The sequence below is a fragment of the Reichenbachiella agariperforans genome (assembly GCF_900142205.1).
GTDB classification, from domain to species: domain Bacteria; phylum Bacteroidota; class Bacteroidia; order Cytophagales; family Cyclobacteriaceae; genus Reichenbachiella; species Reichenbachiella agariperforans.
Window position 1 is genome coordinate 180,754 of the sequence record NZ_FRAA01000001.1, and the last position, 15,620, is coordinate 196,373.

Here is a 15,620-nt window from a genome sequence, read left to right on the forward strand (position 1 = left end):
TGATTATTTACTTCCAATAGGGACATGGAGTGAAACGGTAAAATTTCGTCCCTGCTCTGGTAGATTCAACAGTCGATATCTACTCAGATGATTCCAATATTTCTGATCCAATAGGTTATTCGCGCTCACAAAGAGGTTTGCTTCTGTAAAACCCAAAGAAATAGTCGCTCCTAAGTTTGCCCCCATAGTAAAGTACCCTTCTGTACTTCTCTCGTTTCGATCTACACGCTTTTGATCCAAAACCCATTTTCCATTAAGTCCAAAACTCATGCTACTCAGTATATACTGACCTAGCTCCCACTCATAATCTATATCCGAATACAAAGACGGTGGAGGTGTCAACGGCAGTGGTAGATAGGTATCCAGATTATAATTGTAGATATATTCTGCTGCCAGCTTCCAATGCAACGCATCGATCGGATGGTACTCTACCGCCAGCTCCGTTCCTGCAAAAAAAGTATCATGCTGTTTATACTGGTACACTTGTGTGCTCTCATAAAATGCATCTGGATCCAAATTATTGGAGAACAATGCGGAAGGCGCTAAATAAATGTAGTCCAAGAAGTACGACACATAGGGTGTCACAACCAGGCTGAAATTAGATCGCAAATAGCTCAAACTAACATCTGTTTGAATTCCTCTCTCAGAGCTTAAGTTTTCATCTCCAATTTCATGTCTAAAAGTACCATGATGTATCCCGTTGATACTCATCTCTGTGGCGGTGGGCACCTTGTAACTCGTCCCTACATTCAGTTTCGCATTGAACTGCATCGTAGGATAGTAGGACACCCCCAAAGAAGCCGAATAATTTAGAAACGACTTGTCTATCGCAGCGTTCCTCTCATAGTATCGATCGACATCTTGGTTTGTGTCATAGATGGGCTGTCGGTAGCTGTCAATGTTACGATTGGCATAGTCTAGGCGCAGGCCTCCCGTCAGGGTCAACTGATCATACCAACTATGCTCCTCATAGATATATGCTCCCAGAGACGAAGACTTAAAATCAGGAATCAAATGCTCAAAACCACCTTTTCGATTGATTTGGTATTGCCCCTGCACACCGAATATTCTACTATGATTAGGACGCTTGTGCAAAAAATATCGTCCGTTGAGCGTAAAGGTCTGTAGTGCCAAACGCAGCGCCAAATCATCATCCCCTATCACAACTTGCCCCGTATGAGGATTGGAAATCTCTTTCCTTAAGTTGTACTGATAGCCCAGATCCAACTCTAACCAATTCTGTCCCAACAGCACGTTAGTATTGGATATTACCTTGAAGTGGTTGGTCTCCTGCCGTGGTTTGTCCCTATCACGACGGTCACCATCTGGCTCTAGCAATGTAGCATTGGGTATACCCACTGCTCCAGCAAACAGTCCGACTTCCTGATTGAAATTGCTAATCGTCAATGTAGAATAACCCCAGCTCTTTTTGACACCTGTCATGAGACTAAAGTCACGTTCTCTTCCAGCGGTATTCTTGAGATGCTCGTCATAGATCGGGTAAATCGTACCGTTATAATTGAAAGACTCTGCAGGTACACGATAGTCTCCAAAATCTTGTGTACTAAATCGTAAACCATATACCCAGTCACGGTGCTTTCCTTTGACATTAGTCGACGTACCGACCAGGTGATTGTTGGTCTTGTACATCATCTGAAAAGCACCTTCTACCCCTTCCTGCTGAGGAATAGGTGGTGGCAAAATATTGATCACACCGCCTAGCCCATCAGAACCATACATCAATGAACTAGGCCCTTTGATCACTTCTACGCGACCTGGCGCAAACATATCTATCTCCAACCCATGATCACCGCCCCATTGTTGCCCTTCTTGTTTGATTCCATGATCATTGACAATGACGCGATTAAAACTCATGCCTCGAATGACCGGTTTGGCTATCCCTACCCCAGTATTGATCGTACTCACTCCTGGTAGGTTTTCTAGTGAATTGACGAAAGAACCTTCTCTGTTTTTTAATAGATATTCTGTATCCAGTATTTCCATAGATAGTGTCTGCTCTTTAGGGCCAGTCTTGTAATAATTAGACTCCACGACCAATTCACTGAGTTCCAAAGACGTCTCTTCCAGTTTCACTACCAATAGTTTAGGTAGTTCATCTGCTCGTACCAACAACGAAACTGCCTTGTAACCTACGTAGCTAAAATGTACATGATAATTGGCACGCCGCACTTGAGCAAACGCAAAGTTCCCATCCACATCGGTAATCATGCCTACTTCCAGTTCATGGATTTGTACTGTAGCACCAGGCAGTCCTTCTCCACTTTTAGCATCCACAACTCGTCCCCTAAAATCACCTTGTGCCCACACGGTTTGCGTAAAGGTCAAACCTAAAGCGAGCCAAAAAATGTATTTCATGTAGACAGATTTATTGATTGCAGGATTTACAAACACCATTCAAGATCATATTTGACTCCTGAATCAAATAACCAGGTATAGTCACCGTAGGCACGGTGTAATCCGACAGGCAATCTACATGACCACAACTGCTACATTTGAAATGCACATGATCATGATGGTGTGCAGCAGGCGCACATGAATGACCACAGATGCCATAGCGTGCAATCCCTGAGTCATCTGGAATTTTATGTACGACACCCTTCTCTATGAAAGAATTCAAAGTACGAAAGAGCGTCACACGATCATAGCTTGTCAACTCATCCTCGAGATATCGAGAAGTCAAGGCATGTCCTCTAGATTTAAACAATTGGAGCACATCTAGCCGGCAGTCCGTCACCCGCAATTGGTGATCCTTTAGTAGTTTCTTAAGCGCTGAATACTTTAGCATGGTGGCAAAACTACAATAACTGCAATGATGTTGCAAACATGAAAATACATTTATTCAAAATCTTTTTTGAAACACTACCCAGTACTATCTTGCGTGCTCATTAACCAGCTTTGCCCAAAGACTGATTACTTTCATTCGAACAAAAGACGATTAGGTTGCTCTTTGATAAAACCTAATGACACAACGCACATTACGGGTAAACGCTATGTTTTCAACGATTTCAGCTATATTAAAAAGGCCTACTATTGGGTTAAAGCTCAGTTTAATTCCTATCCTATTTTTACTTTTATCTCTCATCAACTACGCTACCATATCGTACTTTAGAGGGCTACAAGTTGATGACACGATAGTTGTCGATGTAGCAGGCAGACAACGTATGCTATCTCAGCGCATCGCATTTTATAGCCAGCTGGTAGCGCAAGGTGATCGCAGCGCTATTGAAAACCTACGCAGTAGCCTGACCCTCTGTGATCAATCTCTAACGATTCTCAAAGAAGGCGGTCAAGCCCCTGGTCACCCAAAAGGCAACACCCTACCTCCTACCACACGCCAGTCTATGGAGAGCTGGGAGCGTACCGAAAAACTATGGAAGAGCTACCACACACATGCAAGCAAACTGTTAAAAACCAATATTAACAATAACGAAACCAGTAGTGCCGCCCATGCCATCGCTAATGATGCCACCCCGATGCTCAAGCAATTCAACCTTTTGGTACAAGCTTACGTTGCGGAAAGCCGAGACAAACAGAGCACACTTGATTTGATTCAATATCTGTTAATTGCTATCAACTTGGTAATTATCGGTTTGGCAGTCTATTTCAACGACCGCAAGGTATCCAACCCTCTGAAGCGAATATTAGATATTGTACAGACACTATCAAGAGGCGAACTCAACCATACAACTCCCCATTCGGGCAAAGACGAACTCTCTCTGGCCTTATACAATCTACACGTGCTCGACCAAAATCTCCACAAAGCCTCCTCGTTTGCCAAGTCGCTCGAAGAAGGTAATTTGGACACAGAATACTCCATACTCAGCAGCGAAGATGAATTAGGCAAGTCACTCATCACCTTACAGTCTAAGCTAAAAAGAACAGTTGATGAATTCGAGCATGTCGTCAACCGTGCAGGACTAGAAGGAGACCTCAACAACCGCATAGAAATTAACGAAAAGCAAGGCGCATGGAAAAACATCAGTGCCTCCATCAACCAACTCCTCCAAAGTATCCAAACCCCTATCAAGGACATCAAAAGCATCGTAGACGCATTCGCCTCTGGGGATCTCAGATTCGAATACAACGGAGAAGCCAAAGGAGACCTCAAAGCACTGGTAAACAGCCTAAACCACGCCATCACGAATCTGCATCTCATGATGACAGAGGTACGAGGCACCAGTAAAGTAGTCAATGATTATACCACAGACATCCTAGGCCATGGTAGTGAAATGAACATGTCTTATGGGGAAATATCCTCTGCTATCGGAGAGATGAATCAAGGGGCTCAAAATCAGCTCCTAAAAATCGAAGAATCATCCAGTACCATAGAAAACATCAAACGGTCTATCGACCACATGGGAAAACTCTCACATGCAATCGATCTATCCGCGACCAATGGCGTAGAAAGCAGTGCAAAAGGAAGACAAAAAGTAGACGAACTGATCAAAATCATAGATACTGCGGCACAGTCTGCCACACAGGTCAAAGATTCTATGGACGTACTAAGCAACCAGTCCAAAGAGATCGAACGAGTACTGGGTATCATCACAGAAATCGCTTCTCAGACCAATCTCCTCGCATTGAACGCTGCAATAGAAGCTGCACAAGCTGGTGAATCAGGCAGAGGCTTTGCAGTAGTCGCCGAAGAAATTCGAAAACTAGCAGAAGGAGCCCGAAAATCAGTCAACGAGATATCAGACCTAGTCTCTGCGGTACAAAATGACACCACTGCTGCGCAAGACCTGATGGTCATGATGAACAAGAATGTAAAGACAGGGGTCAAAGCTTCGGTAGAAGTAGCAAAGGCTTTTGAGACACTATCCGATGCATCCAAGGAGACATCCATCAATTCCAAGGAGATCCTAGATACAGCTCAGAACCAAAGCCACAACATCAACTTCATGGTCAGCAGCAATGAGAACGTCATCATCATCGCTGAGGAAAGTGCTGCAGGGTCTGAACAAATCGCTAGTTCTGCCGCCCAACTCTCTGCAGGCATGGAGACATTCATGAGCAAAACACAATTCTGTAGAGATAAAGCAGGAGAACTCAAAACAACCATAGAACAGTTCAAGCTCCTAGATCAAAATTAACCCACAGCCCCATATGATAACCATACAGACACAACCAAGATTACTCTTTCAAAAAAGATCAACTTTCAGAAATCACTACTCAAAACAACCCTTTTGTAGAATTATACAAAGTGCTGTACGCATACCTTCAAAAATTCACAAAAAACAAACCACCTTTCTACTTTTTTTGTAAAATTCAGCCTCTACCTATTTTTTAATATGTCATATTTATGACATATTAAAAATCCTGATATATCCTTACAGAAGCATTCGAGATTTAAAGCAGCCCTGAGAAAGCTAAACCTGTAACTTTAAATTTTCAATATATATATATATTTAATGAAAAACCCCAACCAACCTCTGCTTTTGCAAGGCATTTGTAGGCTCGCTACAGCCATAACTTTATTTACAACCCTAGTCTCATGTAATACCGAATCAGACGACTATTTTCAGGATAGCATAGTCTTTTTCTTAGGAGATACCTACAATGGATTTTATTATAAACACAGCCCAGGAGACACTATTGTTTTTGAGGTAGAGCAAAAAGTATCCTCAGTCAAATATATTGACATGAGCCTGATCAGAAACGAGAATAACACGAACCAATACACTCAACAACGCGGTGAACTTATGCACTTTGAATCCTACTACCCTGTAGGCAAAAAGAGAGGTGACACCTACCAACTTCTTTTCCCCATACCTGCGGATATCCCACTAACCCAAATGAAACAATACGATGTAATAAATGTTGATATCGTTAGTGGACATTCCAGTTCCTCGGGTGAGATTATCAACTTAGGAAAGATCAGAAACAAGTCTGAAGTCCCTATGGTTTCCTGGTCGAATATAAGCCCTGTCAACTACTATAATAACCTAGAGTTCGGGGAGACACTAAAGGCGCTGCTTGTTGTCCAAAATGGGGTTATCGTTGAAAAAAATGTAATCGTCTTTAATCATGACTATAGCCATTATTCTAACAATGAATTTTATCATGACGAAGATCGCTACTATGACACTTTACATTATGAAAACAATCTAGATAACACACTAATGTCTGATACCACTGTCATAGAACTACCGATAAATAGTTCCTTCACCAATGACCCTACTACAGAAATTTATCAAGGCATTAATATTGAATTGACTTTTCAAGAAGGATACACCTGGTTCTACTCACTCAATATTGGAAATGTCTCAGCGCCTAACTGATCGAAAATTGAATTTAAAAACCACTTTATCCCTAATACTGTTTTCCTGCCTAAGCACATTTGCCCATGCACAGAAAAAGCACAGTGTACATATCGTCGAAAACGATGCGTACCAAACACCGCTCTATGGTGCAACCCTCTATCTGAAAGAGTTAGAGAAAGGAGGTGTTAGCAATATCTCTGGGCACATCTCTACCAAGGACATCCCTGACGGCAGCTACCACTGTCGGGTTAGTTTCCTAGGCTATGTCACCCTGGAGCAAGAGATCGCATTTCCGCTTGGTGAAGACCTAACCCTCGTCATGACTCCAGACACTCAGGAACTACAAGACGTAATAGTAGAAGAATCCGCCATCACATCCGTGCAGATGCAACAAGCCAAACTCAGCACCATCAATATCTCGGAGATGAACCTGATCAATGTCCCCAGAATGCTGGGAGAGCCTGATCTAATCCGTATGATTCAAAACCTACCAGGAGTCAAAACAGAAACGGATTTCACAGGTGGTTTCTTTGTCAGAGGTGGTCGCAATGATCAAAACCTGATTCTGCTGGATGGTGTCCCCGTCTACAACCCTTGGCACTTGTTTGGCTTGTTTAGTGCATTTAATACCGAAGCGATCGATCGGGTCGAATTGACCAAAGGCATCTTCCCTGCGCAATATGGTAGCCGCCTCAGCAGTGTTCTGGATATCGAACTGCAAAAAGGAGATACGAGAAACGGCGCGGGCTACCTCACCATCAGCCCGATTAGTGCCTCTTTCTCCTATGGCAAACCCATCAATCAAAAAACCTCGGTCTTGGTTAGCGGTAGACGCACTTATCTTGACCCTATATTTTGGATATCCGACCCCATCTTATCAACGCCTACAGACCAATACAAAAACCGCTACAATTTTTTCGATTTTAATCTAAAGGTAGTTCACAAATTCACTCCAGAGACTAGAATCGAAACCGGGGTCTTCTATGGCAATGATCAACTGGTAGCGAACAACTATTACACCCCTGATGATGACCCCTACTCACAAAGCCAATTACCAGATGGGGCAACAACCTCCTCTGACAACAATATCAAATATGGCTGGAGAAACGTCACTGGATCAGTCAAACTAGTAAAGGAGAACGAACACATCAAATCTACTTCTCACTTCTTTACCAGTTGGTACCTAGCGGACAATCAATACTACTATAATGATGAAAATTTCATCTACAGGACTGAAAGCAACCAAATAGTGACACGAGAATTGTTTGACCAGCATTTCACGCAGGATTTCACAGACTATGGTACCCAACAAGACTTGACCTTTTTTCTATCCGATCAGCTATCGATCTCAACGGGCGCACAATGGCTCTACCACTCCTTTACCGAGAGTAAGATCAACAAGGAACAACAATATGGCTTCAATGGAAACCAATCTGACTACAAAGACGGAAATCCTACCATTGAATTGATTCTGAACAATATCAGCGGTGATACTGCGGTCACCAATAGCCACGAAATCAGCACCTATTTGAGTGCTACCTACGCTATTGGAAAGCTATCCATCTATCCTGGCCTGCGCTATCAGTATTTTTCAGATGGGCATTACAGCCATTTACTCCCACGTCTCAACATCAACTATCAGCTCACCCAGTCGCTCATGTTTAGCGCTGGCTATGGGCACTTCTCCCAATACCTACAGAGTTTGAGCCTGGACTTTATGCGTATCCCCGCGGACCGGTGGTTTTGGAGTAACGACAACCGTCCTCCCGCCCTTGGTAAGACTTTCACGGTAGGCGTTGGCTATCAAATCCCAAAAGTGGGATTATTCAGTATAGAAGGGTACTACAAAACACAAACAGGGCTACTCAATTTTAGCATTGAGCAGCAGTCAAAGGCACTTGACACCAATGGTTTGATCCCTGAGTTCACCAGAGAGACGATTAGCGGAACGGGAGAAGCCTACGGCGTAGAGTTCATGCTCAACAAAACCAAAGGAGACATCACTGGATGGCTAGGTTACACACTCTCATGGGCCTACAATACCTTTGAGGAAATCAATCACGGAAACCCGTTCCCGTCGAGAGTGGACAAGCGGCACGACATACAGGCCTTCGTCAATTGGGACTTTGCTAAAAACTGGAGTCTCGGTGCATTATTCAATTACAAAACAGGGCAGCCCCTCACCTTCTCGACGCAAAACTATCTAAACAACCCCGATCCGCTGGGAATCGGAGATCAAGCAGGTGATATTCAAGTCACGACCTCATACAATAACTTTAGGTTACCCGCCTATCATCGACTCGACCTCAATTTGACTTGGAAAAATCGAAGATTCTTCAAACACCGTACAGAAGTTTCCCTCAACATCATCAACGCATACAATCAATTCAATGTACTGACAATCATGCCGAGCACATCTTTAGAAGCCCTACCAAACGGTAAATTTAGGGCTTTCCCCAAGAACAAATACATCAGTCAGATGCCTATCATGCCAGTCATTAGTTTAAGAATCGGATTAGGAAAAGATCAAAAATGGAAAGACTAAGAAAAACCATAGCTCCACTATTCATTCTCGCAGGGACTATATGGAGCTGTCAGTCCGAGGCAATCATCGACTCTAAACAGCCCTCAGTGTTGCATATTGAAGCTGTATTTTTTGCTAGCGAATCACTGCCAACCATCACAGTTGGGCAAAGCGTCAACCTACCAGGTCAAGACATGATTCTACTGGATAGTTCGGATTTTATGCTAGATAATGCAGAGGTAAGGTTAACATGGAACGGCAAGCCAATCCCTACCCGACAAATTGGCCAAGGGCTGTATCAAGGTGTTTCAGAAGCAATTGTTTCACAAGGGGATGTATTCAATATTATAGTCACACATGACAATCGAACGGCTCAAGCTACGGCCATCGTACCCACTATTGACGAGAAAAATATTACCTCTAGCATAACGGACACGGTGACCTTAGACGAAAGTAGGCTAACCAAAACCATCCCTTCCGATACTGCATCTGACGGATATACCCACATAGATAGTACGATTTGGGCAGGATCTGCAAGAGTACAATCGACACTACCACAAGTGCCAGATTTTACTTATGCTGCCTCATATTCTACACGGGAACTTACCTTGTTTGATAGCGACTGGAATGTTCATATCCCATCTTGGTTTCAAAGCGACTTATTCACCTATAATAACTATGACAAGTACTATTTGGGAGAAAATTATTATGGGTTTGATCAGCTCGTTATCAACAATACAAATTTTGTCATTGCTCAAAGTGAAGAGGATTTCGAGAATGGGCATATGTCAGTTGAAATCAACTATGAAATCATCATCCCAGAACCTATTTATGCTGACTATTATCAGCTATACAGCACTGAGATTCTCCCTATCACCGTCACCAATGTAGAAAATGGTGTAGGGCTATTCATAGGAGCCGTTAAGATAACCCAGAGTAAAAACCAAGAAATCAATATTCTCAGAGGTAAAGAGTATGACCCAGAAGATGAGAATCACTACTACTAAGCTGGCTACATCTCATAACACAAAAAAGGTCTACTGATATCTCAGTAGACCTTTTTTGTAAGCAACGATGTGATGCCATTCCTATTTTACTTCTCGTCTTCTAGGCGCTCTTGCAGCTCTCCTTCGACATCAGTCAGGTTCACTGTCTCGAACCCTACCAATTTCAAGTCTATGCCTCTGGTCTTGCTACTAATCTTAAAATCATCGATCACCTCCATGACATCCCAATGTATATCCTGCGTTCTAGTAGCGTCTATGATCAATTCACTATCGTTAGGGATCATACCAAACGTCTTGATAAAACTCGCTTTGTTGAGGAAAGTCACATTGTCAGAAAGCACAATCTTGATCGGCTCACCAGGCTTCACTTGATTCGGGTTGAAATGATAAGGCGTTTTGAAATTATTCCAAAGAATAAACATAATCGCAACCGCTAGCCCTAGACCTATTCCAATCAAAAGATCCGTAAACACCAAGCCTAGAATCGTAACTATATAGGAATAGAATTGCGCATTGCCCGTCTTGTACATTTGCTTAAACATCGCTGGCTTGACAAGCTTATACCCTACGATCAACAGTACTGCAGCCAAACTCGCTAACGGAATCAGGTTCAACACATGCGGTATCCCCACGACACATATCAATAGAAAAAATCCATGCATGATCGCAGACAGCTTGGTTTTACCACCAGACTGCACATTAGCAGAACTCCTTACGATCACTTGCGTAACTGGCAACCCACCAATCAAACCAGAAATAGAATTACCGATACCTTGTGCTATTAACTCGCGGTTCGTAGGAGTAACTCGACGATCTGGATCTATCTTATCCGCTGCCTCTACACTTAATAATGTCTCCAAACTCGCTACAATCGCAATAGTCAAAGCCACAATATATATTTTCTTTTCGCCTATCATACTCCAATTTGGTGTGGTGAATAAACCTAGAAACTCATCAAAAGACTTTGACTCAGGTATATTGACGACATGTTCTCCGTGTAACGAAAAGAAAGGGATTCCATCAAATACCACATTAAGCGCAATACCCGTCGCTACTACTACTAATGGTCCATTCACGAATTTGGTAAAGCTCAGGTTCTTCATGAAAGGTCTATCCCAGAGTATCAAAATAGCTAAACCTAAAAAACCAATAACAACCGCGCCCGGTGTTAAGTTATTTAGGGCATAAAGGATTTCACTAAAGGTGTTGTGACCATCGGGTTGAAAAAAGTCCAAATCACCTTCTGGATCCAAATCATACCCTACAAGATGAGGAATTTGTTTTAGGATGATAATCACACCTATCCCCGACAGCATCCCTTTGATAACTGAGGATGGTAAGTAATAACCAATCACCCCAGCTTTGGCTATACCTAAGAGTACCTGCATTACACCTGCAATCACTACTGCTAAGAGGAAATTTTCGAAACTACCTAGATCTGTAATGGCGTTGAGTACGATTACAGCCAGACCTGCAGCTGGACCACTGACACCCAGACTCGATCCACTGATCGTCCCTACGACGATCCCGCCGACGATACCCGCTATGACTCCCGCAAACAAAGGAGCTCCAGAGGCCAAGGCTATCCCAAGACATAAAGGTACTGCAACTAAAAATACAACTAAACTGGCGGGTAAATCACTGCCAATATGTGCCAGAAATCCTGACTTTTTTGAATGGTTCATTAAAGTAAAAGGTTGTTTTGCTATCCAAAGCAAGTTAAAAATCAATTGATCAATATAAACAGGTGCTTATATGACTACATCAGCCTATAGACTGGGCGTCTGGAGGTGGGCTGATCACGGTATGAAAATGCTGTGATAGATAGAATAGATATCTACCTTCCGCTTGATCAATGCTTAAATATTGATTGGGTAGGATAAAGCTACAGTTGAGTAACTTATCCAGCTTAATCTTTTCTTTTACTTCTTCCTCACTTTTCTCTTCACTTTCCTTTTCTTCTAAATCTGAACTCTCAATCACCACACGATCATCGTTAGTAGTCAAATACGGCACGACGGTTTTGACCATAAAAAGGCAACAAAACCCAATGAGTATGATTTGTACTTGATATGAAATAGAATTTTTACTCACAAATAGAAAATGATCCAATAGTTACTTTTTTGTAACTCTAAACAACTGCATTAGGTTACATCGTCAAATGTAGTCAAACATTCACCACATTGACAATACGTAATTTCGCTTAACTTTTAATAACCTAACCAGTCTCTTTAGTATCCACTTTAGAAAGCGCAGAAACAAAAAGGACTGCCAATGTTAAGTCATTGGCAGTCCTTAAGTTTAGAATATTTTTATCGTTTAGAATTCTACGATCACAAACTCTGTCCGACGATTGGCTTTTCTACCCTCTTCTGTAGCATTGTCCTCTATCGGCGAGGACTCACCATATCCTTTGGATCTTAGTCTCTCCTGTTCTACACCTGCCAGCACCATATAAGCTACCACTGCATCTGCTCTGGCTTGGGACAGTTTGAGGTTCAGCTCATCAGACCCAACATTATCAGTGTACCCACCTACCTCGATGACCATAGTGCCATTGTCTTTGAGCAACTGTACTGCCTTGTTGAGTTCGACATAAGAGATCGGTTTCAATTCTGCTCTACCTGACTCGAAGAAAATATTGTTCAAGACCACTTTCGTCCCTTTCTCAATAGGTTCGAGCAAGATATCCTTGGTGATCTCAGCATAACTCGCGTCATCTGGTAGGTCAAAGCTCTGAGAATAAAAGAAGTAGCCATCCTTGGTAGCCGATACGCTATAGCTACGACCTGCTGGCAATACGATCAAGTATTCACCTGTTTCATCATTACTCTTATTTAGCGCAATCAGCTCTCCTGTGACCATATCCTCCACTAGTACCACTGCGCCTATTGGAGCGGACGTGTTCGCGTTAGACACGATACCCTGAACTACCATAGACGGTTTTGGTTTCAGGTGATCTGGCAACTCCATCTCAAATATATCATAGTTGGCCGCATCTAGACGAGACGAAGCAAAGTACCCCATACCAGAAGCAGAGATACTAAAGTTGGTATCATCACCTGATGAATTAATAGGTGCACCTACATTGATAGGAACCCCCCACTTACCATTGTCAAATAAGCTATAAAAAATATCTGATTCTCCATATCCAGGATGTCCCTCTGTCGCATAGTAAAGCGACTTACCGTCAGAGGCCAAATATGGACTCTTGTCACTCAACGGCGTATTGACCGTACTTCCTAGGTTAGATGGAATCCCCCACTCTCCGTACTGATTGAGAGAAGTGACATACAAGTCTGACTCACCATATCCACCATCTCGGGTAGAAGAGAATATGATTCGTGTACCATCCGAACTAATAGTCGGTTGAGAATCCCACGCGCCGCTATTCACGACGTTACCCATATTTTTAGGTTCTGACCATTGACCTGACTCTAAATACGCAATATAGAGGTCGCACCCTCCGATACTCTCATCCGTACCACATCGTACATAAACCATGGTTTGTCCATCACCTGTAAATGAAGACCCAAAATCATCTGACATAGAATTGATAGGCTCTGGCATAAGCACTGGCTTCTGCCATACATCATTCTCATAGCTAGAGTAGTATACATCTTCACCATAGTTCGTCAACCTAGTACTGTCCTTGATATAATCAAATCCCCCCTGACGAACACTCGTAAAATACAGTCGCGTTCCTGTTGGGTTGACCTGCGGTGTATAATCGTGCAGGCTACTATTGACATTCGCTAATGGAAGCGGCTGATCATCGCTATTTTTAGACGCACGAATCTCAGGACTTCTTTTGGCATACTCAATCCTATTCCTTGCTAAATGTAGCGTAGCAACGCCCTTAGGATCTTTAGGTAGGTTATCATAAAATTTCTGATAATAATCCTCTGCTTTACGCAAGTCATCCAAATCTAAATAGGCATTACCTATGTAGCTATAGACCCACGGGTTGTAGTCAGGGTTGATATTTTCCAGTCGCTTGAGACAGTAGATCGCACGCTCTGGGTTGCCATCATTGACAAAAGCCATCCCCGCATAGTACCATGAGTTCTCATGACTGCTTCTATACTTCAGTGCTTCCTGAAACTGATCGACTGCACCTTTGTAGTCTCCTGCTTTATACGCTTTCACGCCATTTTTATAGGCAGATTTAAACGCTTCGTCCAGACTGGTAGTCTGTGCCATAGCACCCGACACCAATAGAAAGCTAAATATGAATAGATAGTAACTGATTGTTTGTTTCATTCTAATTGTGTTAATTCAAGTTAAAGTTAGAAGATTTGATGTAAAAAAGAAGGTTATCTGACTTGAACTCTATTTTATCATCATTCATCGAAGTTCACCCCTCATTGATCGAATGAGACAAAAGCTAATTAAAACTGGCATCATGCTTGTAATAATCTCAGCAACAACATAACCCAAACAGGAGTCTCCAATACTCACAATGCTAAACACTTACTGAGATGAAACACCATGAAAACAGCCCCATCAAAAACTTATTCACTACTGGCACTCCCATTAAAACCTTGTTTAATCTCATCCATCCTATTCACAAAAGCTTCCCTCGACAACAAATAGAATTCAACATCTCACACTTTCTACGTAGACCCATCGCCAACATGTACAGTATGGTTTTTGAGATTGGAATTAACCTAGATAAGAAAAATGATCTCCAGCGAGATTTGAATATTCTAAAATCACTCAACAAAGAACTAAGCAAGTCTATCCAGAAAATTGAAGAGCTATTAAAAAACGATGAAATAGAAAATCTAAAAGAAGACGAAAAATATCTAAAATCCATATCACTCAGTATGCTGATGTGAATAAACTACCCCAAGGCAGAGTCATCAGTATATCAAAATGGCATCTAGTTCAATTCAACCCAAAGAGAAGAGAACCAACAGGTTATTATCACACGATCAAACAAAAACTTTAGGACCCGACTTTAGCAAATCTTGAAACTCAGAAGGACCGTCGACTATTTCCTTTCTATAATTATCCAACTCATCCTTCGTTTCAGCTGATAATAGATCTACTACTTCATCAAGTACAGGTCCAGAAATCATATATGGAAACTCCGAAAACACCAACTGGTCACCTTGGCAACTAGCATAAATCTGACACTCAGCCAATTCATTAACGTCTCTTCTACTCACCAGACACTTTTCTATCCATTTCATAGGATCATATTCCTCCTGCGCCACCAAATGCGCTCTATGTGCATAGAAATCCACGTGCTGTTGAAAATAGTTCATCAGATTAGCCAAAGATGACTTGGACAACATCGACTTCATACTGTCTGCACAGCCCAAACACACAGCGTACTCAAATATCGTAGAATAGGCTTCATAGCTTCCATAGGGCTTCAATGCCTTTTCGATCAAATAAGGAACATCCCCTTCATACAGTTTCATCTCACACTGAATACACTTCTGAAATGGACCTCCAGTATAATCACAGTGAAAGACCTTAGGGATATCGATTGTTTTCTGCTCCATATTCATAGTTGCAATTTAACCGAAGAACTGAGTATTTTGGCTCTAAATATAGGAGACTTTGAACCTAGTGTGTCATTGTTGTTTTTTCTAGATTATAGACAACCGTTTTATACCATACGGTAGACTAATCAAATTATTCCCTATCGCACTGATTAATCAACTTACTCATTCCACTTTGTGAGATTCGTTTCATGTGAAGAGCTTCATGGCTAATTACTCTTCAATCAAACGACATAAGCCCTTTTTATAACGTAAAGATTTAACCACCCCAACAATACATAACTAACTG

The 15,620-nt window shown here is 42.1% G+C and carries 11 protein-coding genes; 5 read left to right on the forward strand and 6 right to left on the reverse strand.

All coding sequences use genetic code 11. The features are described 5' to 3' along the window. Nucleotides 1-3 precede the first annotated feature (3 nt). Together BUB99_RS00730 and BUB99_RS00735 are read right to left on the reverse strand one after the other, a co-directional pair. Nucleotides 4-2,376 (reverse strand): TonB-dependent receptor, encoded by a 2,373-nt coding sequence (locus BUB99_RS00730; RefSeq protein WP_170863697.1) that lies wholly within the window; start codon nt 2,374-2,376, stop codon nt 4-6. A 10-nt stretch (nt 2,377-2,386) separates the two neighbouring features. Further along, on the reverse strand, nt 2,387-2,806 hold the full coding sequence (locus BUB99_RS00735; protein WP_073118529.1) for a Fur family transcriptional regulator: 420 nt from the start codon (nt 2,804-2,806) through the stop codon (nt 2,387-2,389). Nucleotides 2,807-3,011: 205 nt separating this feature from the next. Here BUB99_RS00735 and BUB99_RS00740 point away from each other — a divergent pair, with 205 nt between their 5' ends. From BUB99_RS00740 to BUB99_RS00755, 4 genes are all read left to right on the forward strand, one after another. Continuing rightward, entirely contained in the window at nt 3,012-5,114 is a 2,103-nt protein-coding gene (locus BUB99_RS00740; RefSeq protein WP_073118532.1) for a methyl-accepting chemotaxis protein, read from the forward strand. A gap of 318 nt (nt 5,115-5,432) precedes the next feature. Continuing rightward, nucleotides 5,433-6,302, forward strand: coding sequence for a hypothetical protein (locus BUB99_RS00745; protein WP_073118535.1), 870 nt, complete (start codon nt 5,433-5,435; stop codon nt 6,300-6,302). Between the two features lie 7 nt (nt 6,303-6,309). Continuing rightward, the gene (locus BUB99_RS00750) at nt 6,310-8,829 is read left to right on the forward strand and encodes a TonB-dependent receptor (RefSeq protein ID WP_170863698.1); all 2,520 of its coding nucleotides are present in this window, start codon (nt 6,310-6,312) and stop codon (nt 8,827-8,829) included. Next, nucleotides 8,817-9,815, forward strand: a complete 999-nt coding sequence (locus tag BUB99_RS00755) for a hypothetical protein (protein ID WP_073118540.1) — start codon at nt 8,817-8,819, stop codon at nt 9,813-9,815. The genes BUB99_RS00750 and BUB99_RS00755 overlap by 13 nt, the downstream gene beginning before the upstream one ends. A gap of 86 nt (nt 9,816-9,901) precedes the next feature. On the opposite strand, the gene BUB99_RS00760 is transcribed toward BUB99_RS00755, so the two are convergent. The 3 genes from BUB99_RS00760 to BUB99_RS00770 all read right to left on the reverse strand — a co-directional run bounded on the left by BUB99_RS00760 (nt 9,902) and on the right by BUB99_RS00770 (nt 14,078). Next, a complete protein-coding gene (locus BUB99_RS00760) occupies nt 9,902-11,500 on the reverse strand; it encodes a SulP family inorganic anion transporter (protein WP_073118543.1) in 1,599 nt (532 codons plus the stop codon). 79 nt (nt 11,501-11,579) lie between these two features. Next, on the reverse strand, nt 11,580-11,846 hold the full coding sequence (locus tag BUB99_RS00765; protein WP_073118547.1) for a hypothetical protein: 267 nt from the start codon (nt 11,844-11,846) through the stop codon (nt 11,580-11,582). 288 nt (nt 11,847-12,134) lie between these two features. Next, nucleotides 12,135-14,078 (reverse strand): OmpA family protein, encoded by a 1,944-nt coding sequence (locus BUB99_RS00770; RefSeq protein WP_073118549.1) that lies wholly within the window; start codon nt 14,076-14,078, stop codon nt 12,135-12,137. 218 nt (nt 14,079-14,296) lie between these two features. On the opposite strand from BUB99_RS00770, the gene BUB99_RS00775 reads away from it, so the two are divergent. Then, complete coding sequence (locus BUB99_RS00775) at nt 14,297-14,656, forward strand: hypothetical protein (protein ID WP_073118551.1); 360 nt, start codon at nt 14,297-14,299, stop codon at nt 14,654-14,656. A 96-nt stretch (nt 14,657-14,752) separates the two neighbouring features. Here the strand turns inward: BUB99_RS00775 and BUB99_RS00780 are convergent, their stop codons facing one another. Next, the gene (locus BUB99_RS00780) at nt 14,753-15,331 is read right to left on the reverse strand and encodes a hypothetical protein (protein ID WP_139280834.1); all 579 of its coding nucleotides are present in this window, start codon (nt 15,329-15,331) and stop codon (nt 14,753-14,755) included. Between the last annotated feature and the right edge of the window lie 289 nt (nt 15,332-15,620).

What these genes read in the sequence shown, in the direction of transcription:
- BUB99_RS00730 (WP_170863697.1), bottom strand. Translation starts at nt 2,376, where the DNA reads ATGAAATACATTTTTTGGCTCGCTTTAGGTTTGACCTTTACGCAAACC.
- BUB99_RS00735 (WP_073118529.1), bottom strand. Translation starts at nt 2,806, where the DNA reads ATGCTAAAGTATTCAGCGCTTAAGAAACTACTAAAGGATCACCAATTG.
- BUB99_RS00740 (WP_073118532.1), top strand. Translation starts at nt 3,012, where the DNA reads ATGTTTTCAACGATTTCAGCTATATTAAAAAGGCCTACTATTGGGTTA.
- BUB99_RS00745 (WP_073118535.1), top strand. Translation starts at nt 5,433, where the DNA reads ATGAAAAACCCCAACCAACCTCTGCTTTTGCAAGGCATTTGTAGGCTC.
- BUB99_RS00755 (WP_073118540.1), top strand. Translation starts at nt 8,817, where the DNA reads ATGGAAAGACTAAGAAAAACCATAGCTCCACTATTCATTCTCGCAGGG.
- BUB99_RS00760 (WP_073118543.1), bottom strand. Translation starts at nt 11,500, where the DNA reads ATGAACCATTCAAAAAAGTCAGGATTTCTGGCACATATTGGCAGTGAT.
- BUB99_RS00765 (WP_073118547.1), bottom strand. Translation starts at nt 11,846, where the DNA reads ATGGTCAAAACCGTCGTGCCGTATTTGACTACTAACGATGATCGTGTG.
- BUB99_RS00770 (WP_073118549.1), bottom strand. Translation starts at nt 14,078, where the DNA reads ATGAAACAAACAATCAGTTACTATCTATTCATATTTAGCTTTCTATTG.
- BUB99_RS00775 (WP_073118551.1), top strand. Translation starts at nt 14,297, where the DNA reads ATGAAACACCATGAAAACAGCCCCATCAAAAACTTATTCACTACTGGC.
- BUB99_RS00780 (WP_139280834.1), bottom strand. Translation starts at nt 15,331, where the DNA reads ATGGAGCAGAAAACAATCGATATCCCTAAGGTCTTTCACTGTGATTAT.